Source organism: Halomonas sp. MMSF_3323 (assembly GCF_030733595.1).
GTDB lineage: Bacteria > Pseudomonadota > Gammaproteobacteria > Pseudomonadales > Halomonadaceae > Halomonas > Halomonas litopenaei.
On the sequence record NZ_JASHIT010000061.1, the window covers coordinates 1 to 21,553 of the forward strand.

Sequence of the window (21,553 nt, forward strand, 5' to 3'; positions counted from 1 at the left end):
CGATTTCTCGTTGCCCGTCAAGTGGAGAATTTTTCGAAGACTTGAAAAAGCCTTTTCAAAACAATCACTTTTACCACCCTTAACCGCCTGTGACGTTTGCTCGTCGCCGGCAGCGGATGCGTACTTTACGCATCCCCTCCGCCCTTGGCAATACCCTTATGCAAAAAAGTTCATCGAGCTGTCTTCGGGGCGTCATCGACAGCGGTTCAGGCTTCAGTCGCGACCTGGAGCAGGGCCTTACAGCGAGACGGTGCGCTCTTCCGATACGCCCCCTTGAGCAGTCGGCTGACTCGCGCGGTCCAGCAACTCCAGTATGGAGTGATAGGTAAGACCGGAGTGCTGGGTCATGCCCATCTCGCAGGTTCTCGAATTGGAGACACCAAAGTCACAGCCCGCCACCTGCCCCGACAGATCGCGCAGCGATGAAGCCGTCAGTTCCGGTACGCGCAAGCCCTTGTCGCCGGCAAATCCGCAGCAACTGATACCATCCGGCACCACCACCTCCCTGGCACACGCACGCGCCAGCTCCACGAAGGAGTCGGTCAGCCCCTTGCGATGGCTGGAGCAGGTCACGTGCACCGCCACCTTGCAGTCCAGCGGCGTCACCTCCAGGCGCGGCAACAGGTGGTCATGGGCGAAGGCCACCGGCTCCTGCACCTTCAAGCGCTCATCCAGATGCCCCTCGACCTGCAAGCTGCAAGGACTGGTATCGAACAGCACCGGGAAACGACCGTTCTGGCTCGCGACCAGCAACTCCCGGTTGAGTTCGCGCGCCTTGTGCGTCGCCTCGTTATCCATCCCCTTGGAGGAAAACGCCATCCCGCAACACAGGTGGCCTGGCATTTCGGGAATGATGACGTCATACCCGGCTCTGTCGAGCAGACTCAGTACGATCTCCATCACCGCACGCGCCGAGTCGTCCCGCTTGTCGGCGCCAAACACCCGAGTGGCGCAGGAAGGGAAGTACACCACCGAATCGCGCGGCCCCTCGGTGGACGATGCGCCCGCCGATGGCCGCGACGACTTGAGCACCCGAATCGGGGCGGCGGCGGGTATCGCCGGTATCCACTGTGGGACACGCTTGCCGCTGGCCTTGTGAACACCCTGACTGGCTCGGGCCATCAAAGCGTCGCCGATGATCCCACGCCCCAGGCTGGCCGCACGCAGGCCGCCCCGGGCAATCTTGGTAGCCCCGGAGAAGTGACGCCCGATTCGCCTTGCCAATTCCTGCTTGCCGACATGACGTTCCTGGCGCATGGCGAGCACCATCTCGCCGGTATTGATACCGACCGGGCAGCGCGTCCCGCACATGCCATCGGCGGCGCAGGTGACATCGATATCGTAAAGCGCACTCTGCTCGAAGGCATCGCGACGCTCTCGCTCTTCATCGCTCAACTCATCCAGGGCTGCCAGGCGAGCTCGCTCGCGGGTCAGCACGATGCGCTGGCGAGGCGTCAGCGTCAGCTCGCGTGAAGGACACACGGCTTCGCAGAAGCCACACTCGATGCAGCGATCGACGATAGGGTCGGCCTCGGGCAATGGCTTCAGATTTTCGAGGTGCAGCGTCGGGTTGCGCGTCAGCATCACATCGGGGTTGAGCAGATGGCCCGGATCGAACAACGCCTTGATCTGCCACATCAGAGCATAGGCCTCTTCGCCCCACTCCAGCTCCACAAAGGGTGCCATGTTGCGGCCGGTGCCGTGCTCGGCCTTGAGCGAGCCACCGAAGTCCACGGCTACCAACTGGGCCACGTCGGCCATCAGCGCCTGGTAGCGCTCCTTCTCCCCTGGACGCTCAAAGCCCTGAGGGAAGACGAAGTGCAGATTGCCTTCCAGGGCGTGACCAAACAGCAGGGCGTCGTCGTAGCCATGGCGCTTGAACGCCTCGGTCAGGGCGGCGACACCCTCCTCCAGCCGTTCGATGGGAAAGGCCACGTCCTCGATCACCACGGTAGTTCCGAGATCACGCACAGCACCGACGGCGGGGAACAGTCCCTTGCGTACCTTCCAGTAGAGCGCGTAGCTGACCGGGTCTTCGGTGAAGGCGATGGGCTCGAGGGTGGTGATGCCTTCCAGCGCCTGGCCGACCTCCTCGATACGCGCCTCCAGCCGAGGCCCATCCTCCTCGCGGACATCCACCAGCAATGCCGTGGCGCCGTCCGGTAGCTCACGCAGCTGCTCCGGCATGCCCGGCTGCCGCTCCACCGAACGCAGCCCCGCACGATCCATCAGCTCCACCGCCGCCACGCCGGTGCCACGCAAGGCGATGGTGGCACGGCAGGCGCTGCCGAGATCCGGGAAGAAGATCAGGGCGGCGGCCTTGCGTGGCGGCTCCGGCACCGACTGATAGGTAATCCGCGTGATACAGCCCAGGGTACCCTCGGAGCCGATCATCAGGTGGGCCAGGATATCCACACCGTCACGGAAATCCACCAGACTGTTGAGAGCGTAGCCGGTGGTGTTTTTCAGGCGATACTTGTGGCGAATGCGCTTGGCCAGCTCGAGATCGGTGCGCACATTGGTCGACAGTCGCTCCAGCCCATCGAGCAGGGCCGCATGGCTTTGACGAAAGGCTGCCACGCTGTCGGCATCGGCGGTATCCAGTACCGTGCCATCGAGCAGCACCATGCGCAGGCTGTCCAGGGTCCGATAAGTATTCTGGGCGGTGCCACAGCACATGCCCGATGCATTGTTGGCGGCGATGCCGCCGATCATGCAACTGGCGATGGACGCCGGGTCCGGCCCGATCTTGCGCCCAAAGGGCGCCAGCAGCTCGTTGGCCCTGGCCCCGATGACACCGGGCTGCAGGTCAATTCTGGCACCGTCATCAAGCACCCTGGCATCGCGCCAGCCGCGCCCCAGCTGGATCAGCACCCCATCGGTGATGGCCTGACCGGACAGCGAGGTACCTGCGGCGCGGAAGGTCATCGGCCAGTTGCCCTCGCGGCAGGCGCCAATGACTTCGACAAGCTCCTGTTCGGTCTCCGGCCTTACCACCAGGCTTGGCACCAGCCGATAGAAGCTGGCATCGGTACCGTAGGCCAGCCGGCGCAGCGGATCCTGGACCAATCGCTCGGTGGGCAGGCGTTCGGTCAGCATCGCCGTCAACTCGTCGATGGAAATGCTGGGCTTGGTGGTGGTGATGGCCGTCATGGTGCGCTCCCTGTCTGATTATTCGCTATTGCAGCCGTTCAGATACTAAAACGCCACTCCGAAGAGTGGCGTTTGGCGCTAGGGGTTAGCCCCTGACGTCGATCTGGACGATGCCGCCGCCCCCGCCATAGCCGCTGACGGTAACGTCATAGACACCTGGCTCCAGACGGGTTTCGATCAGCGACCCGAGTTGGGTACTGCCACCGTCATCGTCCTGGAAGAAGACACCCTCACCCTCGAGCTCCAACAGCGTATCCACGGCGTCGGACTGAGTCTCGATGCTGATGACGCCAGCCTCTTCGACCACCAGCTGGTAGTTGAGCCTGCCGCTGGCATCGAGCTGACCGTAAAGGGTCTCGCCGGTGTGAATCTCACCCTCGGAGCGCAGTTCGCCGCTGAAGGGCGTCTGCGACAGGCTCAGCGAGTAGGTGCCGGAGCCACTGAAGCTTCGCGCATCGACACTGTAGGTACCAGCCTCGAGGATCGCGCTGATGCGCGAATTGGTACCCGAGCCACCATCGTCATCGCTGGTGTCGATTCCTTCGCCGCGCAGGCCAAGCATGGCGTCGAAGGCGCTGGAGTTCATCTCCAGGGTCACCTCTGCGGCATCTTCCAGGGTGAAGCTGTATTGATTGACACCGCTGGCCCCCACCATGCCGCGCACCGTCTCTCCCTGCTGCAGCTCACCGCTGTTGCGCATTTCGCCATCGAAGGCAGTGACGTCGGTCTCCAGTCGGAACATGCCGGAAGCGACACCCGAGTAGCTCGCCACCTCGATGCGATAGCTGCCGGGCTCGAGCACCTCGCTCAGCCGCGAATTGGTACCACCGCCGCCGTCATCGTCGCTGAGCGACACACCGTTGCCCTCGAGATAGAGCTGGGTGTCGAAGGCAGAGGAAGACAGTGCAATCGTCACCTCGGAGGGCTGCTCGATGTCCAGGGTGTAGGCGTTAGGTTGAAACCCGCCGGCCATGCCCTGCACAGACTCACCTGGCTCGATGGCCCCTTCGTTCTTCAATTCGCCATCGAAGGGAGAGGTCGAAAGCTCCAGCGAATAGCCGCCGGACTCGCCCCCGTAGCCGCTGACCACCACCCGGTAGTCGCCCGGCATCAGCACGCTGTCGAGATGAGAGTCGGTACCGCTGCCCGAATCATCGACCTCGATATTGGTCTGGCCGCCGCGTACCCGCAGCACGGTGTCGAAATCGCTGGAGGCGAGCGCCAGATTGACGCTGGTGGGCTCGTCGATCTTGAGGCTGTAGGTGTTGCTGGAGGAGGCGTCGGCCAGGGTACCGGTGATGCTGTCACCGGCGCGCAGCGGTCCGGCATTACGCTCGCCGCTGGAAAGATCGGCTTGCTGCATCGACAGACGATAGCCGTCACCGACGCTGACGAAGTCATCCTGGCATTCCACGTCCACGCGTTCCTTGACCGGCTGACCTGGCGTCACACGCACCTCATAGTCACCAGGATCGAGGAAGGTCTTCAGAGTCTGCTGGTCATCACCGCAGCGCGCGGCCTTATGCTCGACACCATTGCCACTGAGCACCAGCGATGCGTCAGACGCACCGGCCAGCACCAGAGAGACCTGGCGAGCCTGCTCGAGCGAGAAGCTGTAGCTCGCCGCCTCGCCTCCCAGCGCCCCGACGACGTCCTGGTCGTCGCCCAGCGTCTCGGATGCCTGGGCCTCAGTCGGCTTCAGCGAGTAGGGGCCAAAGCCTGCCATGTCGTCGCTGCTGACGACCACCAGCGAGCACCCCTCGGCGGAAGACAGCAACAGCGATGCCGGCGCCTCCTGGGTGCTGCTCGCACCTCCCTGCCACTTGCCGTCTTCGGAATACACCGAGAGGCTGGCGGCAAAGGGTGAATCGAGCCGGTACAGCACACCAGATTCGGCCTCGCCGCAGACCCAGCGACGGTCGTGGCGCGAGCCATCCTTGAGGTTGATCCCGCTTTGCGAGGTCAATTCGCCCTCAATCGCTTCGCCCAGCGCAACATCCGGCGCCTCGACAAACCGCCCGCCCTGGCTACCGCCGTCGTCCTGGCATCCGCTCAGCAAGACCGCCATGGACACCCCGCTGATCACCAGCAAAGGGGAAATGGCCTTGCAAAGTGGGCGTTTCGACCCCGGACACTGCTGCTTGGACATGCCTGCCTCCATCAGTTGAATTTCGCTTCCTGCGCCGACAACAGAACATCGTCGGGAACGCACACTATAGCCAACTTGCATGACGCGCGTCAGGACGCAAACCACTCCGATGTCGCAGGTGTCGCACGCGAGCACGGTGAATCAGGCGTCGCGCAGGATGACCACCAGTTCTCTTGGACCGTGTACGCCGTAAGCCAGCGTCTGCTCGATATCCGAGGTCTTGCTCGGCCCCGAGATCAGCAGCGCATTGGTCGGCATGGCGCTCGCCCAGCCTTGCCCGGTGACGACATCGAAGAAGGTGTCTTCGACGCTGTCGGCATCGAGCACGGCGATATGCACAGGCGGCACCAGGCTCAGCAGACGCGGTTCATCCGGGGTCGGCCACAGCCACAGACTGCCGGTCTCGGCGATGGCGCCACGGGTGGACGTAAGGCCAGCCTCGACGCCGTCGAACAGCTCATGCTTCCAGCCCTCGATGTCACGGTCGGCGTCGACCAGCTCGACCTCATGATCCGCCAGGGCCTCACGGGCCTGCTGCGCTACCGGATGCTCCCGGCCCAGCGCCAGGCGCTTGACGCCTTTGTCCGCCAGCACCCTGGCGAGGGTCTCGGTCCAGCCGGCAGAGTCACAGTGAATCACCTCGCCATGCACCGAGGAGATCCAGTGCTCGAAGCGCTCGAGTCGTTCGTGGCGCGACCACTGGCGCCCGGTGACCACGCCGAAGTCGCTGTCGGGGGCCGACAGCGGTCCGCCCTGGCGATCGCGCAGGCGACCCAGAATGTTGTCTCTGGCACTCATTCGCCCTTCTCCTTGCGATGACGCTTGATCAGCGTGTGAAGTGACGTCTTGGCCGGCTTCGGGGCGCTGCGGTACTGCGTCCAAGGCCCCAGGTGGGACGGCGCCAGCGCACGGAAGCTGCCGGCGACCAGGGTAGCGCCTCGCCAGGCTCCGGGATGGGTAGCCAGCCACTGCCAGCTCTTCCATGCGGCGACCTCCTTGCGCGAGCGCTTGACCCCGGCACCGGGCACATTGCCGACGCCGTCGCCCACGGCCTCACGCCGCAGACGCACCAGCAGGTCCGGAATCGGGATCTTGACCGGGCACACCTCACCGCAGGCGCCGCACAGGCTCGACGCCGACGGTAGATCCTTGGTCGCTTCAAGCCCCATGAGGTGCGGCATCAGGATGGCGCCGATCGGCCCCGGGTAGGTGGTGCCGTAGGTGTGACCGCCGACCCGGGTGTACACCGGGCAGTGGTTCATGCAAGCGCCGCAACGGATGCAGCGCAGGGTGTCGAGCAGTTCATCGTCCTGGTAGACCCGCGAGCGACCGCTGTCGACCAGCACCAGATGCACCTCTTCGGGACCGTCGTGTTCGTCGGCCTTGCGTGGCGAGCTGATCATGTTGAAGTAGGTGGTCACGTGCTGGCCGGTGGCAGAGCGCGTCAGCAGGGCGTAGAGCGGCGGCACGTCGGCCAGGTGCTCGACCACCTTCTCGATGCCGGTCACGGCGATGTGCACCGGCGGCGCGGTGGTGGTCAGGCGCCCGTTGCCCTCGTTCTCCACCAGGCACAGGGTACCGGTCTCGGCCACCGCGAAATTGACCCCGGACACCCCGACATCCGCCGTCATGAAACGCTCGCGCAGCTGGGCCCTGGCCGCTGCGGTCATCGCGTCCACGTCGGTGGTGCGCTCGGTCCCGGTGCGCTCGTGCATGATGTCGGAGATTTCGCCAGTATTGAGGTGAATCGCCGGCATGATGATATGAGACGGCGTCTGCTCGTTGAGCTGCACCAGGTACTCGCCCAGATCCGACTCCAGGGCATCGATGCCAGCCTTCTCCAGGTGGGCGTTCAGGTGCATTTCCTCGGACACCATGGACTTGCCCTTGATCACCGAGGACGCACCATGACGCTGACAGACCTCGGTGATCAGCTCGCAGGCCTGCTCGCCATTCTCGGCCCAGTGCACGCGGATGCCATTGGCCTCGCAGTTGGCCTCGAGCTGCTCCAGCAGGTCGGGCAGCTTCGACAGCGCACGTAGCCGGATATTGGCCCCCAGCTCACGCAGGGTCTCCAGGTCCCAGTCGTCGAAGGCCTTGCGACGCTTGCCCATCAGGCCGTCCATCGCCTTGCGGAAGTTGGCACGGATCTGCGGATTCTCCAGCGCCTCGTGGGCCTGGCGATGGAACGCCTCGGGAGTAAAGGTCTGAACAGGCTGGCTCATGAGGTCCTCCGCCACAGATAGGAAGCGATGTGCTCGCCTTCGAGCGTGCTGTCGCGGTGGGCCAGACGCCCGGCGATGTTCATCAGACAGCCACAGTCGGAGGTCACGAAACGCTCGGCGCCGGCGGCTTCGATGGCACGACTCTTGTCTTCGACCATGGCACCGGACACCTCCGGATGGCGCACCGCAAAGGTCCCGCCGAATCCACAGCATTCGCTGGCCCGCTCCTGCTCCACCAGCTCGACCTGGCCGAGCTTGGCCAGCAGCGCGGGGCCGGTCTCGGCGAGGCCCATTTCGCGACGGGCGCTGCACGAGGTATGCATGGCGACCTTCTCCGGCGCGCCTCGATCCTCAAGCGTCAGGTGGCAGACGTGCACCAGGAATTCGGTCAGTTCGAACACCCGATCAGCGACCTCCCTGGCCCTTGCCTCCTCGGGGGTGCCGGCAAACAGCGAGGGATAGTGGGTACGCATCATGCCGCCGCAGGAGCCGGACGGCACGATGATCGGCCAGGGCTCGGGGAACAGATCGAGCTGGGCCCTGGCCACCGCCCTGGCCTCGGTGTGATAGCCCGAGGTGTAGGCAGGCTGGCCGCAGCAGGTCTGGTCGTCGGGGAAGATCACCTCGATCCCTTCCCGCTCGAGCAGCCGAACGGCATCGAGGCCAGCCTCGGGATAGAGCATGTCGATCAGACAGGTTCCGAACAGGTAGACCTTGTCGGGGCGAGGGGGATAAAGCTTGACGGCGGTCATCGCGGGGTCCTCAGGGTCAGGCACGGCAGGACGTTGTCGTTGTTCCCGGTATCAATAGCGGCACAACAGAGGCGAGCAGGCTACCGCTGCACGCCTCGTCTGGACCGCCGGAACCGAGGCCCCCGGAGCATCATCGGTCTTGCCAACGACCGCCAGGGATAGAGTTGGAGTAAATTGGTAAAACCAATTGACAACGCCGAATCTAGGCACAGTAGGTTCGCTCTTCCAGAGTGTCAAACCAGACGCCGATTTTTGCTCGGACTTTGCGCTATACTTTGGTCTATGTCTCGATGGCCGTGAACGTAACAGGTTGATAATCCGGGAAGAACGAGGATCAGAATAGGCAACAGGACAACCTCGTCTATTGGTAATACCAATTAGTTGTCGTTACACTGGCGGCCTCGTTCCCACGTCGATGATAAACCGCCATGGCCTACCAGCCCGTGCGCCAGCCTCGCCTGGCCGATGTGATCACCGAGCGCCTCGAGGCGCTGATTCTGGAAGGCAGCCTGACCCCCGGCCAGCGCCTGCCCCCCGAACGCGAACTGGCCGAGCGCTTCGGCGTCTCGCGCCCGTCGTTGCGCGAAGCGATCCAGAAACTGGCCGCCCGCGGCCTGCTGGTCAGCCGCCAGGGCGGTGGCACCTATATCACCGAGGCCCTCAACAGCGGCTACAGCGACCCGCTGCTGGAGATGCTGTCTCGCCACGGCGAGTTCCACCTGGACCTGCTCGAATTCCGTGACGCCATGGAAGGCCTGTCAGCCTACTATGCGGCGCTACGCTCGACACCCACCGACAGGGCGCTGTTGATTCAGCGCTTCGAAGAGCTCGAGACGTCCTTTCTCGGCGAGGACCCCCAGGGTGAGGCCAAGGCCGACGCCGCCTTCCACCTGGCGATCGCCGAGTCCGCCCACAACGTCCTGTTGCTACACACCATTCGCGGCATCTTCCACCTGCTGGAACGCAGCATCGTCGACAATCTCGCCCATCTGTTCGAGAAGCCGGAGGCACGCCCCCGCCTGATGCAGCAGCACCGGGCACTGCTCGACGCTATCCTCGAGGGGCGCGCCGAAGACGCCCAGGCGCTGGCCCACGAACACCTGGTCTACGTCGAAGAGGGTCTGCTCGAGATGGAGCGCGCCGAGACCCGCTCGCAGCGAGCGCTGCGGCGTGCCCAGGTCATGCCGCCGCGCCGGTCGCGCTAGTCGATGCGACGCTGGTCACGCTGGCTGAATCGCCGCACCCTGGCGCTGGCGCTGGCGCTGGGTCTCGCCCTGGTGCTTTGGCAGAGCGCCACCCTGGCCCGTGAGCAGGCGCTGGCCTCGCTCAAGCGTGATGCCGATACCGAACTCCGGCTTTCCGCCACTGGCCTGACCGGTTACCTGTCACGCCACGAATACCTGCCGGAACTGCTCGCCACCCGGGAAACCGTCAAGCGATACCTGAGCGCCCCGGACGGCCAGGACGTGATGCCACTCAACCGACTGCTCAACCGCTTCCGCAGTACCACCGGCGTCTCCGATATCTACCTGCTCGACGCCGAGGGCACCACCCTGGCGGCCAGCAACTGGCACCGCCCCGACAACTTCATCGGCCAGAACTATCGTTTTCGCCCCTACTACCAGGACGCCATCGCCGGGCACTACGGCCGCTTCCACGGCCTCGGCGTGGTATCGATGGATCGCGGCTACTACTTCTCGGCGCCGGTCTGGCTCGACGAGGTCAATCCCGACGCCACCCCGGCCGGGGTCATGGTGGTCAAGGTCCGCGTCGATACGCTGGAGGCGAGCTGGCAGAGTCCGGGGACCAGCCTGCTGGTGGTGGACCAGAACGGTATCGTGTTCATGGCCAGCCAACCCGAGCTACGCCTGACCTCTCTCACCCCGCTGGCGCCACCGCGCCTGGCCGAGCTGCGCGACTCGCGGCGTTACGCCGATGAAGCGCTGAAGCCGAGCGGCCTCGAGGTCGTCGATCACCTCGCCAACGACGCCAGACTGGTGGGCTTCGACAGCGGCCCGCTGGCGTCCGGGCACTACCTTGGCGTCACTCGGAACTTTCCCACCCTGGGCTGGCAGATGCATATCCTCAAGCCCATGGCCCCGGTGATCGAGGCCCAGTGGCAGGCGATGCTGATGGGGGGTGGTCTATACGGCCTGCTGGCGCTGGCCGGAGGCATCGGCTGGCAGCGCCACCGACTGCGCCGGGAGCGCGAAGCCTTCGCCGAGCGTGAGCGCACCACCCTGGCGCAAGCCCGCGACGAACTCGAGCGCAACGTGGCCAGCCGGACCCGCGACCTGCTCGCCACCAATCGCCGGCTATCCGACGAAATCGAGGAGCGCCGACGCACCGAGGCGACTCTGCGCCAGACCCGTGACGAGCTGACCCAGGCCGCCAAACTGGCGGTGCTCGGCCAGCTCGCCGCCGGCATCAACCACGAGCTCAATCAGCCACTGGCGGCCATCCGCGCCTACGCCGAGAACGCCCGGGGCTTTCTCGCCCGACAGCGCCACGACACCGTCGACGCCAACCTCGGCGAGATCATCGAACTCACCGGCCGCATGGCCGAGATCAGCGCCCAGCTACGCCAGTTCTCGCGCAAGAGCGGTGAGCCGCCAAGCCCGGTGTCGACCCGCGCCTGCCTCGACTACGCCCTGCGCCTGTTCAAGGCACGCCTCGGCGAGCAACAGGTCGAGGTGGTGTTCGACACCCCGGAGGAAGCGCCCTGGGTACTGGCCGACCTGGTCAGACTCGAGCAGGTGCTGGTCAACCTGATCGGCAATGCCCTTCAGGCCATGGCACAGACGCCGTCACCACAGCTGATACTGGGCGTGGCCGCCGCCGATGGCCGCGCCAGGCTATGGGTCGACGACAACGGCCCCGGCGTCCCCGAGGACCAGCGCCGCCAGGTGTTCGAGCCCTTCTACACCACCAAGGCCCCCGGCGCCGGACTGGGGCTCGGGCTGTCCATCTCCGCACGGATCATCGATGATCTCGGCGGCCGCCTGCAGGCCGGTGTCTCGCCTCTGGGCGGAGCACGCTTTACCATCGAGCTGCCCCAGGCCGAGCACGTCCTCCCGCCCCACGATGAGAGCCACGCCACATGACCGACGAAGCCCCCGTGATGATCATCGACGACGAAGAGCACCTGAGGGTCACCCTGGGCCAGACGCTGGAACTGGCAGGCTATCGACCACTGCCCTTTCCCAGCGCCGAACAGGCCCTGGCCACCCTGGACCGGGACTTCAGCGGGGTGGTGATCAGCGATATCCGCATGCCCGGCATGGACGGCATGAGCCTGCTCAGAGAGATTCGTCAGCGCGACCCGGACCTGCCGGTGGTACTGATTACCGGTCATGGCGATGTATCCACAGCGGTGGAGGCCATGCGGGAAGGCGCCTGGGACTTTCTCGAGAAGCCGTTTCCCGGTGAACGCCTGGGCGAGGTCGTGCGGCGAGGCGTGGAGAAGCGTCGACTGAGCCTGGAAAACCGCTTCCTCAAGGCCGAGCTCGAGGCCCAGCAGACCGCGCCAGGCCCACGTCTGGTAGGGCGCACCCCGGCGATCAAGCGGCTGTCGTCGATGGTCCAGCGCATCAGCCAGGTCGAGGCCGACGTGCTGCTGTTCGGCGAGACCGGCGCCGGCAAGGACCTGGTGGCCCGCGCGATCCACGAGCGCAGCGCCCGCGGCGGCAAGCCCTTCGTCGCCATCAACTGCGGTGCGGTGCCCGAGAGCACCATCGAATCCGAGCTGTTCGGCCACGAGAAAGGCGCCTTTACCGGCGCGGTGGAGCGGCGCATCGGCAAGTTCGAGCATGCCGCCGGCGGCACCGTCTTCCTCGACGAGATCGAATCCATGCCGCTGGCGCTGCAGGTCAAGCTGCTGCGGGTACTGCAGGAGCGCCAGGTCGAGCGCCTGGGCAGCAATACCCCGGTGACACTCGACATTCGGGTGATCGCCGCCACCAAGATCGACCTCAAGACGGCCGCCGAGGCCGGCGAGTTCCGCGAGGACCTGTACTACCGCCTCAACGTGGTGACCCTGATGATTCCGCCGCTGCGCGAGCGCCGCGAGGACATCCCGCTGCTGTTTCACCACTTCGCCGCGGTGGCCGCCAGCCGCAGCGGCATGGAAGCGCCGCCGCTGGACGCGGCCGGCGTCACCGCGCTGCTGGCCCACGACTGGCCCGGCAACGCCCGTGAACTACGCAACCTGGCAGAGCGCTACGTGCTGCTCGGCAGCACCTGCGACTACCGCCTCGACGCCTTGATGGAAGGCGTCGGCAGCGACGGTGGCGAGCTGCCGCTGCCCCAGCAGGTGGAGCTGTTCGAGAAACAGCTGGTCAGCCAGTCGCTGGCCCGCCACCACGGCCGTATCAACGAGGTCTGCGAGCACCTGGGACTCCCGCGCAAGACCCTCTACGACAAGCTCAAGAAGCACGCCCTCAAGCCCGACGACTATCGCCAGCGCCCCGACACCAGCGCCACGCCCTGATCGACCAGCCCCTGCAGCGCGTCCCAGGACGGCAGCCAGGGCGCCAGACTCAGGGTCACGCACAGCATCGCCAGAGAGTTGCCGGGATCGCCCCAGTCAAACGGTTTGAAGGCGGTGCCGAAGGAACGTTTCAGTCGCGCCCCGTTCAGATCCACGCTGTAGAGCTCATCGAGCAACAGATGGATGGCAAAGCCAAAGGTCAGGGCGCCGCCGTGGGCCCACGCCATGGCGTCCGGTGGTGCGAACAGATGGTGGCTGAGCGCCGCGGTCGCCAGGCCGCACATGGCCGCGGCCAGTAGCGAGTGCCAGAGCCCCCGGTGGACGGTGAAGCGGGCGAAGATCGCGCCGGCCACATAGCGCACCGCCAGATAGATGGCGCCGCACACCAACAGCAAGGTGCCGTCGGAGAACCGCTCCTGCAGCATCACCGCGCCGGCCACCACCGCCGGCACCGCCATCAGATTGAAGATCAGCCGGATCGCCTTGGAGCTGTCGGAGTCGATATCGGGGAGGATGCCGCCCAGGGTCGTCAGCGCCAGCATCGGCAGGCTGTCGAGCGCCGACCACAGCCCCGCCTGCCAGCCGCCATGGGCCAGCACCGCGCCGCCGGCGGCGGCCACGCTGAGGTGGGTGCGGAAGTTGGCCATGCCGGGCGGGCTCCTCGAAAAGGCATATACTGGATAAATGACCAGATTATCGCCCGGCAGTTCAATAGAAACAATTGGTTGGAAACATACTGGATAAAAAAACACGGACCTGCGCGGGCAGATCCGTGTTCTTCACCACTGCGGCTCTGCCGTCAGCCCTCGGCCGAGGCCAGGTACTGATCCTTGAGCTTGACGTAGTTGCCCGCGGTGTAGGGGAAGAAGGCGCGCTCTGCATCCTTCAGCGGGCGCAGCGCCTTGGCCGGGTTGCCGGCGTAGACGTGGCCGCTTTCCAGGCGCTTGCCGGGGGGCACCACCGCACCGGCGGCGATGATCACCTCGTCCTCGACCACCGCCCCGTCCATGACGATGGCGCCCATGCCGACCAGGATCCGGTTGCCCAGGGTGCAGCCATGCAGCACCGCCTTGTGGCCGATGGTGACTTCATCGCCGATGGTCAGCGGCCAGCCGCCTTGATTGAAGTCGCTGGCGTGGGTGATGTGCAGCACGCTGCCGTCCTGCACGCTGGTGCGCGAGCCGATGCGAATCCGATGCATGTCACCGCGAATCACCGCCATCGGCCACACCGAACAGTCGTCTCCCAACTCCACGTCACCCAATACCATGCACTGGGGGTCGATATAGACCCGCGTGCCCAGCCTGGGGCTTACGCCCTGCCAGGAACGGATCACCGGATAACCCGGCGCACCATCGTGCGCTTCCGTTGCCACCCTGTCTGCCATCGCTGTCTCTCCTGAAGGTTGTGCGCCGGTCGGTCGCGGCACTACAGCAGACCGCTGAACAGCACCACCAGTACCAGCGGAATCGATACCCAGCGTACCACGGCGCGCCACACGCGAAAGCCATTGGGCCCCGCATCCAGCGCCCGCAGCGCTTCCTGCTCAGGCATCACCCAGGCGGCAAAGATGGCGATCAACAGACCGCCCAGCGGCAGGAATATCTCCGGCGGGATGGTGCTGACCACGCCGAAGAAGTTCATCTCGCCGATCAGCTGGACATCGCTCAGACTCGAGAACGACAGCACGCACAACAGCCCCACCAGCCATACGCACAGGCCCACCGCCAGGGCGGCCATGCGCCGCGACAGCCCCCAGCCCACCAGGGTCGAGACCATCGGTTCGGCCAGGTTGATCGATGAAGTCCAGGTCGCCAGCAGCAGCAGCAGGAAGAAAAGTCCCAGCCAGAAGGGACCACCGGGCAGCTCGGCGAAGGCCACCGGCAGGGTCACGAATACCAGTCCTGGACCCTCCCCCGGATCCATGCCCTGGGTGAACACCACCGAGAAGATCGCAATACCGGCCAGCAGCGCCACCAGCACATCAAGTACCGCCACCGCGCCGGCGGCGCCAGGCAGGCTCTGGTGGTCGGGCATATAGGCGCCGTAGGCCATCAGCGCGCAGGCCCCCACCGCCAGGGTGAAGAAGGCATGTCCCATGGCGTGCACCAGCACCATCGGCGTCAGCGCCGAGAAATCCGGGGTGAACAGCCAGGCCATGGCCGGACCGAAGCCGTCCATGGTCACGGCGTGGCCGGCCAGCACGATCAGCAGCAGGTAGAGCGCCGGCATCAGCAGGTTATTGAGGCGCTCCAAGCCCTTGGCCACGCCGGCGGCGACCACCACCATGGTCATCACCAGAAACAGCGTATGGTTGAGCGTCATCCGCAGCGGGTCAGCCAGGAAGGCGTCGAAGCCTGCGCCGATTTGCGGCGCGCTCTGGCCAGCGAAGCCTCCGCTGAAGGCCTTGACCATAAAGTCGATGGACCAGCCGGACACCACCGAGTAAAACGACAGGATACAGAACACCGTAAAGGCGCCGAACAGCCCCAGCCACTTCCAGTGGCTCGAGGTGCCGCGCTGACGCGCAAGCTCAGCGAGCGACTGCATCGGGCTGCGCCGACCGGCCCGGCCGATCATGATCTCTGCCATCATCACCGGCAGGCCCAGCACCACCACGAAGCCTACATAGAGCAGCAGGAAGGCGGCGCCCCCGTTCTCCCCGGTGATGTAGGGGAAGCGCCAGATATTGCCAAGACCGACGGCGGCCCCGGTCACGGCCAGGATAAAGGCGCGGCGCGAACTCCAGCGTTCCAGCGTTTGGTTCATGGTCTTTCGGTGTCCAGATCGAGAAAAACGAAGGCCGCAAGACTAGCACATTGAAACCGCCGGCAGTCGCCCGCATTTACTGAACCATTGTCGAATTCCCGAGAGGTGCCCATGTCCCGCAATCCGCTGCTAGAACGCCACACCCTGCCGCCCTTCGGCGAAATTCGCCCGGAGCACGTCGCCCCTGCGGTGGAAGCACTGCTCGAGGAGCTGCGCGAAGGCGTCGAGAAGCTGGTGGCCGAAGCCGAGCGCGACACCCCCAGCTGGGACAGCCTGGCGGCGCCGCTGGAAGAGATGAGCGATCGCCTGGCCCAGGCCTGGTCGCCGGTATCGCACCTCAACTCGACCATGAGCACACCGGAGCTGCGCGAGGCCCACGACGGCTGCCTCGAGAAGCTCTCCGCCTACAGCACCTGGATCGGCCAGCACGAAGGCCTGTTCCGCGCCTGGCAGGCGCTCAAGGACAGCCCGGCCTTCGCCGAGCTCGACGAGGCTCGCCAGCGCTCGGTGGACAACGCCCTGCGTGACTTCCGCCTGGCCGGCGTCGACCTGCCGGCAGACAAGAAACAGCGCTCGGCGGAAATCCGCACGCGCCTGTCGAGTCTGTCGAGCACCTTCTCCAACCAGCTGCTTGACGCGACCCAGGCCTGGGCGCTGGAACTCGACGATGACAGCCGTCTGGCCGGCCTGCCCCAGAGCGCCCTGGACACCCTGGCGGCCAACGCCGAGGCCAAGGGCAACAAGGGCTATCGCATCACCCTGGACTTCCCCAGCTTCTTCCCGGTGCTGAGCTACGCCGAAGACCGCGAACTGCGCCGTGAGGTCTACACCGCCTTCGTCACCCGGGCCTCCGAGAAGGGCCCCAACGCAGGCGAGTACGACAACGCCCCGATCATGGAAGAGACCCTGGCGCTGCGCCGCGAGATGGCCGAGCTGCTGGGCTTCTCCAGCTACGCCGACTACTCGCTGGCGACCAAGATGGCCGACAGCCCCAGCGAGGTCATCGGCTTCCTCGACGACCTGGCCAGACGGGCCCTGCCCCAGGGCCAACAGGAATTCAGCGAGCTCGAGGCCTTTGCCCGTGACGAGCTGGGGCTCGAGGAACTCGCCCCCTGGGATGTGGGCTACGCCAGCGAGAAACTGCGCGAGGCCCGCTACGCCATCTCCCAGGAGCAGCTGCGCCCCTACTTCCCTGCGCCCAAGGCGGTCGCCGGGCTGTTCAGCGTGGTCGAGCGCCTCTACGGCGTGCAGGTCGAGCAGGACCCCGATGCCCCCAGCTACCACGAGGATGTCAGCTTCTACCGGGTGCTCGAGAACGGCCAGCCCATCGCTGGCTTCTATCTCGATCTCTACGCCCGTGAAGGCAAGCGCGGCGGCGCCTGGATGGACGAGTGCCGGGTGCGTCGCCGCCACGGCGTCGAGCTGCAGCTGCCGGTGGCCTACCTGACCTGCAACTTCACCCGCCCGGTGGGCGACAAGCCGGCGCTGTTGACCCACGACGAGGTCACCACCCTGTTCCACGAGTTCGGCCACGGCCTGCACCATATGCTCACCCGCCAGGAGGTGGCCGACGTGTCGGGCATCAACGGGGTGGCCTGGGACGCGGTGGAGCTGCCGAGCCAGTTCATGGAGAACTTCTGCTGGGAGCGTGAAGGGCTGGACCTGATCTCCGGCCACGTCGACACCGGCGAGCCGCTGCCCGACGAGCTGTTCGACAAGCTCACCGCGGCCAAGAACTTCCAGTCCGCCATGGGCATGCTGCGCCAGGTCGAGCTGTCGCTGTTCGACTTCCGCCTGCATCTGGAGCCAGCAGCGCCGTCTGCCGCCGACATCCAGTCGCTGCTGGACGATGTCCGCGCCAAGGTCTCGGTGGTACCGCGAGTCGAATTCAACCGCTTCCAGAACAGCTTCGGCCACATCTTCGCCGGCGGCTATGCGGCGGGCTACTACAGCTACAAGTGGGCCGAGGTGCTGTCCGCCGACGCCTGGAGTGCCTTCGAGGAGGCCGGCACCTTCGACGCCGAGACCGGCACTCGCTTCCGCCGCGAGATCCTCGAGCAAGGCGGTGCCAGGGATGCCGCCGAACTGTTCAAGGCCTTCCGCGGCCGCGAGCCGAGCATCGAACCGCTGCTGCGCCACAGCGGCATCCGCGCCGCCTGACCATCCGTCTCGTCGACGCCCCCGCCGCCAGCGGGGGCGTTGCCATTTGTGGAGACCGACATGACCGTCAAGAAACGCTTTATCGCCGGCGTCGTCTGCCCCCGCTGCGCCGCCATGGACCGTATCCGCGCCTGGGAGCAGCACGGCGTGCGCTACCGTGAGTGCGTCAGCTGCGACTTCTTCGAACAGCTACCGATCGAGGACGACGTGGTCGAAGAGCTCGCCACCCGGGTCAACCAGGACTCCGAAGCCCCCGCCACTGAAGAGATCCAGCCGGTTCGCATTCTCGACCCCGGCAAACGCCACTGATCCAGCGCGCGACGCTTTTACGCCCAAGGGTGTGCGGATATCCGCACACTCTAATTCGGCAAACGTGCGAAACTTCGGACAAAGGCCTTGTCGACATTTTCGACCAATGTCTAAAGCGACTTTTATAACCAACTGATTTACAGATAAATCCTTGGGTCGGGCACACCCCTTGCGATACCTCTTGCGTTGACCGACGTCCGGTCAGGCTCGGTCTTGGCGTCTAGGCTTGAGACCGCAGCACGATAACCACAACGTCCATCGCATTGGGAGACATTGCATGAGCACCTCTACCCGGCTCCTCACCGGCGTCCTCGCCACCACCTTCGCCGGCACCCTGCTGGTGTCCGCTGCCGCCCAGGCAGACCGTGAAGACTGGCCCGAAAGCTTCACCGTGGGCACCGCGAGCCAGGGCGGCACCTACTTCGTCTACGGCTCCGGCTGGGCCAACCTGGTCGCCGACCAGCTCGGTCTATCCGGCGGCGGCGAAGTCACCGGTGGTCCGACCCAGAACCTGGCGCTGGTGCACGGCGGCGACGTGGCCTTCGGCCTGACCACCATGGGTCCCGCCTCCGACGCGGTGAACGGCAAGAGCCCGCTGGCCCCCGGCGTGAAGATGGACAACGTCTGCGCCATGTTCCCGATGTACGAGACCCCGTTCTCCATCACCGCCCTGTCCGACAGCGGCATCACCTCGATCTCCGAGATTCCCGACGGCGCTCGTATCGGCTTCGGCCCGGCAGCCTCCACCTCCGACACCTACTTCCCGGCCATCCTCGAAGAGCTGGGCGTCAACTTCGATCGCCGCAACGGCGGCTGGTCTGACCTGGGCGGGCAGCTGCAGGACGGCCTGCTCGACGTGATCGCCTTCGCCGCCGGCATTCCGATCCCCGCGGTCAGCCAGCTCGAGGTGCAGACCGACGTCAACATCGTCGAATTCACCGAGGAAGAGCAGCAGCAGGTCCTCGACAAGTTCCCGGTCTCGGCCTTCCAGATCCCGGCCAGCACCTACACCACCCTCGAGGAAGACGCCCGTGCGGTGTCCATGTGGAACTTCGCCATCGCCGGCTGTGACCTGCCCGAGGACTTCGTCTACGAGGTCACCAAGCTGACCATGGAAAACAACGACAAGATGCTCGACGTGCACCGCAGTGCCGCGACCACCATTCCCGAGAACATTCAGTACAACACCGTGCTGCCGTTCCACCCCGGCGCCGCGCGCTGGTACGAGGAAAACGGCTACGAGATCGATCCGTCCATGATCAAGCAGTAATCAGGATCACCCGCCCGCGGCCAGTCCGCGGGCGGGCACCCGGCCGGTCGTCCGTTTCTCAAGGTATCGCTCCATGACCCACACCCCAGATTCTCCCCGCGACGAGGATGCGACCGACGCTTCGGTCGAACCCATCGTCGCCTCGGGCGTCGACGACGAAGCCGTCGAACCCAATCGCCGTGTCTTCCAGGGCGGCAAGTGGTGGCTGTTCGGCGTACTCGCCGTGGCCTACACCGTCTTTCACCTGGTCTCGCTCAATATCTACCCCATCGAGACCTGGTCGTTTCGCATCATCCATATCGCCGGCGCGCTGATCCTCGGCTTCGGCCTCTACACCGGCTCGCGCTTCGTCGAGGACGGCCAGGACGGTGCGCCGCGCTGGGCCAGCGTGATCGCCCTGGCGTTGCTGCTGCCCGCAGGCTACGCCCTGATCCAGGTGGTGCTGATGCAGCAGACCATGGCCGGCGGCGCCATGCGCATCGAGCCGGCCATCGAAAACTGGCACTACGGCGCGCCGCTGATCCTGGCCACCGTCGGTGCCATTGCGCTTTCCTGGTTTCCCCGTCAGGCCCGCCACCAGTTGCTGTTGGCCGACGTCGTGTTGATGGTCTGCGCCGCCGCCGTGGCCGGCTACCTGCTGGTGGTTTTCAACAGTCCGCTGCGCGCCTCCACCGGCACCTCCTTCGCGCCCATGGGCATCAGCTGGGCCGCCATCTCCGGCTCGCTGCTGATCCTCGAGTTGACCCGCCGCGTCGCCGGTCTGGCGCTGGTGGTGATCTCCGCCATCTTCCTGGCCTACGTCTTCATGGGCCCCTGGCTGCCAGGCTTCCTCGGCTACCCGGGACTGTCGCTGGGGCGCTTCTTCAGCCAGGTCTACACCGACGCCGGCATCCTCGGCCCGACCACGGCGGTGTCCTCCACCTATATCATCCTGTTCATCATCTTCGCGGCCTTCCTGCAGGCCTCCAAGGTCGGTGACTACTTCGTCAACTTCGCCTTCGCCGGCGCCGGTCGCGCCCGTGGCGGCCCCGCCAAGGTCTCGATCTTCGCCTCCGGCCTTATGGGCATGATCAACGGCACCAGCGCAGGTAACGTAGTGTCCACCGGCTCGCTCACCATCCCGCTGATGAAGAAGGTCGGCTATCCGGCCAGAAGCGCAGGCGCCATCGAGGCGGCCGCCTCCACCGGTGGCCAGATCATGCCGCCGATCATGGGTGCCGGCGCCTTCATCATGGCCGAGATCACCGGTATTCCTTATACCGAGATCGCGGTGGCCGCGCTGATCCCGGCGATCCTGTACTTCGCCTCTGTCTACTTCATGGTCGACTTCGAGGCGGCCCGCAAGGGCATGCGCGGCATGCGCAAGGAAGAGATTCCGCAGTTCTCCAAGCTGATCAAGCAGGTCTACCTGTTCGCCCCGATCATCATCCTGATCACAGCACTGTTCATGGGCTACTCGGTGATTCGCGCCGGCACGCTGGCGACCGCCTCCGCCGCTGTGGTGAGCTGGCTGTCACCCCACAAGATGGGCATTCGCTCCATCCTGCGGGCCCTCAGCCTGGCTGGCACCATGTCGATCCAGATCATCGCGGTATGTGCCTGTGCCGGCCTGATCGTCGGCGTCATCGCCCTGACCGGCGTCGGCGCGCGCTTCTCGTCGCTGCTGCTGGGCCTGGCCGGTGTCAGCCAGCTGCTGGCGCTGTTCTTCGCCATGTGCATCTCGATCCTCTTGGGCATGGGCATGCCCACCACCGCCGCCTACGCGGTAGCCGCCTCGGTGGTCGCCCCAGGCCTGATCGACATCGGCATCCAGCCGCTGGTGGCGCACTTCTTCGTGTTCTACTTCGCGGTGGTCTCGGCGATCACCCCGCCGGTGGCGCTGGCCTCCTACGCGGCGGCGGGTATCTCCGGCGACAACGCCATGGGCACCTCGGTGGCCTCGTTCAAGATCGGTCTGGCAGCCTTCATCGTGCCGTTCATGTTCTTCTACAGCCCGGCCATGCTGATGGAAGGCGACTGGCCCCAGATCCTGCGGGTCGGCACCACCGCCACCATCGGCATCGTGCTGCTGGCGGCCACCGTCCAGGCCTGGTTCTTCGGACCGGTGAAGGCCTGGCAGCGGCTGGTGATGCTGATCGGCGCCCTGTGCCTGATCTACGGCGGCATCGTCACCGACCTGGCGGGGCTGGCCATCGCCATCGGCCTGTTCGTGATGCAGCGCGCCAGCGGCGGCGGCACCCGCAGCGCCACCGCAGGCTGAACCCTGCCCCCCTTTAT

Annotated in this window: 15 protein-coding genes; 7 read left to right on the top strand and 8 right to left on the bottom strand. The window is 65.6% G+C overall.

Annotated features, from left to right (window positions below; translation table 11 throughout):
- Nucleotides 1-237: 237 nt before the first annotated feature.
- The 5 genes from RBB39_RS21580 to RBB39_RS21600 form a co-directional block, all read right to left on the bottom strand.
- Nucleotides 238-3,153: an FAD-binding and (Fe-S)-binding domain-containing protein gene (locus RBB39_RS21580; RefSeq protein ID WP_222516147.1), complete on the bottom strand. Its 2,916-nt coding sequence runs from the start codon at nucleotides 3,151-3,153 to the stop codon at nucleotides 238-240.
- 85 nt (nucleotides 3,154-3,238) lie between these two features.
- The gene (locus tag RBB39_RS21585) at nucleotides 3,239-5,302 is read right to left on the bottom strand and encodes a hypothetical protein (RefSeq protein WP_306169399.1); all 2,064 of its coding nucleotides are present in this window, start codon (nucleotides 5,300-5,302) and stop codon (nucleotides 3,239-3,241) included.
- Nucleotides 5,303-5,443: 141 nt separating this feature from the next.
- Nucleotides 5,444-6,100: a lactate utilization protein C gene (locus tag RBB39_RS21590; protein ID WP_045992222.1), complete on the bottom strand. Its 657-nt coding sequence runs from the start codon at nucleotides 6,098-6,100 to the stop codon at nucleotides 5,444-5,446.
- Nucleotides 6,097-7,527: a LutB/LldF family L-lactate oxidation iron-sulfur protein gene (locus tag RBB39_RS21595; protein WP_045992223.1), complete on the bottom strand. Its 1,431-nt coding sequence runs from the start codon at nucleotides 7,525-7,527 to the stop codon at nucleotides 6,097-6,099. Before RBB39_RS21595 ends, RBB39_RS21590 begins: the two co-directional genes overlap by 4 nt.
- Nucleotides 7,524-8,279, bottom strand: coding sequence for a (Fe-S)-binding protein (locus RBB39_RS21600; RefSeq protein WP_045992224.1), 756 nt, complete (start codon nucleotides 8,277-8,279; stop codon nucleotides 7,524-7,526). The genes RBB39_RS21595 and RBB39_RS21600 overlap by 4 nt, the downstream gene beginning before the upstream one ends.
- Nucleotides 8,280-8,707: 428 nt before the next feature.
- Between RBB39_RS21600 and RBB39_RS21605 the strand changes: the two genes are divergently transcribed.
- Genes RBB39_RS21605 through RBB39_RS21615 form a run of 3 tightly spaced genes read left to right on the top strand, consistent with a single transcriptional unit; the run spans nucleotide 8,708 to nucleotide 12,768 of the window.
- Nucleotides 8,708-9,484: a GntR family transcriptional regulator gene (locus tag RBB39_RS21605; RefSeq protein WP_045992225.1), complete on the top strand. Its 777-nt coding sequence runs from the start codon at nucleotides 8,708-8,710 to the stop codon at nucleotides 9,482-9,484.
- A gap of 3 nt (nucleotides 9,485-9,487) precedes the next feature.
- Nucleotides 9,488-11,383, top strand: coding sequence for an ATP-binding protein (locus RBB39_RS21610; protein WP_045992226.1), 1,896 nt, complete (start codon nucleotides 9,488-9,490; stop codon nucleotides 11,381-11,383).
- Entirely contained in the window at nucleotides 11,380-12,768 is a 1,389-nt protein-coding gene (locus RBB39_RS21615; RefSeq protein WP_045992227.1) for a sigma-54 dependent transcriptional regulator, read from the top strand. Before RBB39_RS21610 ends, RBB39_RS21615 begins: the two co-directional genes overlap by 4 nt.
- On the opposite strand, the gene RBB39_RS21620 is transcribed toward RBB39_RS21615, so the two are convergent.
- The 3 genes from RBB39_RS21620 to RBB39_RS21630 form a co-directional block, all read right to left on the bottom strand.
- Complete coding sequence (locus RBB39_RS21620) at nucleotides 12,732-13,415, bottom strand: metal-dependent hydrolase (RefSeq protein ID WP_045992228.1); 684 nt, start codon at nucleotides 13,413-13,415, stop codon at nucleotides 12,732-12,734. The two genes, RBB39_RS21615 and RBB39_RS21620, sit on opposite strands and share 37 nt — an antisense overlap.
- Nucleotides 13,416-13,567: 152 nt before the next feature.
- Nucleotides 13,568-14,155 carry a gamma carbonic anhydrase family protein gene (locus tag RBB39_RS21625; protein ID WP_045992229.1) on the bottom strand — a complete coding sequence of 196 codons (588 nt, stop codon included), beginning with the start codon at nucleotides 14,153-14,155 and terminating at the stop codon, nucleotides 13,568-13,570.
- A 41-nt stretch (nucleotides 14,156-14,196) separates the two neighbouring features.
- A complete protein-coding gene (locus tag RBB39_RS21630; RefSeq protein ID WP_222569884.1) occupies nucleotides 14,197-15,537 on the bottom strand; it encodes a sodium-dependent transporter in 1,341 nt (446 codons plus the stop codon).
- 111 nt (nucleotides 15,538-15,648) lie between these two features.
- Here RBB39_RS21630 and prlC point away from each other — a divergent pair, with 111 nt between their 5' ends.
- The 4 genes from prlC (at nucleotide 15,649) to RBB39_RS21650 (ending at nucleotide 21,536) form a co-directional block, all read left to right on the top strand.
- Entirely contained in the window at nucleotides 15,649-17,697 is a 2,049-nt protein-coding gene (gene prlC / locus RBB39_RS21635) for an oligopeptidase A (RefSeq protein ID WP_045992231.1), read from the top strand.
- Between the two features lie 60 nt (nucleotides 17,698-17,757).
- Nucleotides 17,758-18,006, top strand: coding sequence for a YheV family putative zinc ribbon protein (locus tag RBB39_RS21640; RefSeq protein ID WP_306169400.1), 249 nt, complete (start codon nucleotides 17,758-17,760; stop codon nucleotides 18,004-18,006).
- A gap of 277 nt (nucleotides 18,007-18,283) precedes the next feature.
- Entirely contained in the window at nucleotides 18,284-19,276 is a 993-nt protein-coding gene (locus tag RBB39_RS21645) for a TAXI family TRAP transporter solute-binding subunit (RefSeq protein ID WP_045992233.1), read from the top strand.
- Between the two features lie 73 nt (nucleotides 19,277-19,349).
- Nucleotides 19,350-21,536: a TRAP transporter permease gene (locus tag RBB39_RS21650; RefSeq protein WP_124805095.1), complete on the top strand. Its 2,187-nt coding sequence runs from the start codon at nucleotides 19,350-19,352 to the stop codon at nucleotides 21,534-21,536.
- Nucleotides 21,537-21,553: the final 17 nt, after the last annotated feature.

Bases quoted from the DNA above. Each gene is read 5' to 3' on its own strand.
- RBB39_RS21580 (WP_222516147.1), bottom strand. From the start codon at position 3,153: ATGACGGCCATCACCACCACCAAGCCCAGCATTTCCATCGACGAGTTG.
- RBB39_RS21585 (WP_306169399.1), bottom strand. From the start codon at position 5,302: ATGTCCAAGCAGCAGTGTCCGGGGTCGAAACGCCCACTTTGCAAGGCC.
- RBB39_RS21590 (WP_045992222.1), bottom strand. From the start codon at position 6,100: ATGAGTGCCAGAGACAACATTCTGGGTCGCCTGCGCGATCGCCAGGGC.
- RBB39_RS21595 (WP_045992223.1), bottom strand. From the start codon at position 7,527: ATGAGCCAGCCTGTTCAGACCTTTACTCCCGAGGCGTTCCATCGCCAG.
- RBB39_RS21600 (WP_045992224.1), bottom strand. From the start codon at position 8,279: ATGACCGCCGTCAAGCTTTATCCCCCTCGCCCCGACAAGGTCTACCTG.
- RBB39_RS21605 (WP_045992225.1), top strand. From the start codon at position 8,708: ATGGCCTACCAGCCCGTGCGCCAGCCTCGCCTGGCCGATGTGATCACC.
- RBB39_RS21610 (WP_045992226.1), top strand. From the start codon at position 9,488: ATGCGACGCTGGTCACGCTGGCTGAATCGCCGCACCCTGGCGCTGGCG.
- RBB39_RS21615 (WP_045992227.1), top strand. From the start codon at position 11,380: ATGACCGACGAAGCCCCCGTGATGATCATCGACGACGAAGAGCACCTG.
- RBB39_RS21620 (WP_045992228.1), bottom strand. From the start codon at position 13,415: ATGGCCAACTTCCGCACCCACCTCAGCGTGGCCGCCGCCGGCGGCGCG.
- RBB39_RS21625 (WP_045992229.1), bottom strand. From the start codon at position 14,155: ATGGCAGACAGGGTGGCAACGGAAGCGCACGATGGTGCGCCGGGTTAT.
- RBB39_RS21630 (WP_222569884.1), bottom strand. From the start codon at position 15,537: ATGAACCAAACGCTGGAACGCTGGAGTTCGCGCCGCGCCTTTATCCTG.
- prlC (WP_045992231.1), top strand. From the start codon at position 15,649: ATGTCCCGCAATCCGCTGCTAGAACGCCACACCCTGCCGCCCTTCGGC.
- RBB39_RS21640 (WP_306169400.1), top strand. From the start codon at position 17,758: ATGACCGTCAAGAAACGCTTTATCGCCGGCGTCGTCTGCCCCCGCTGC.
- RBB39_RS21645 (WP_045992233.1), top strand. From the start codon at position 18,284: ATGAGCACCTCTACCCGGCTCCTCACCGGCGTCCTCGCCACCACCTTC.
- RBB39_RS21650 (WP_124805095.1), top strand. From the start codon at position 19,350: ATGACCCACACCCCAGATTCTCCCCGCGACGAGGATGCGACCGACGCT.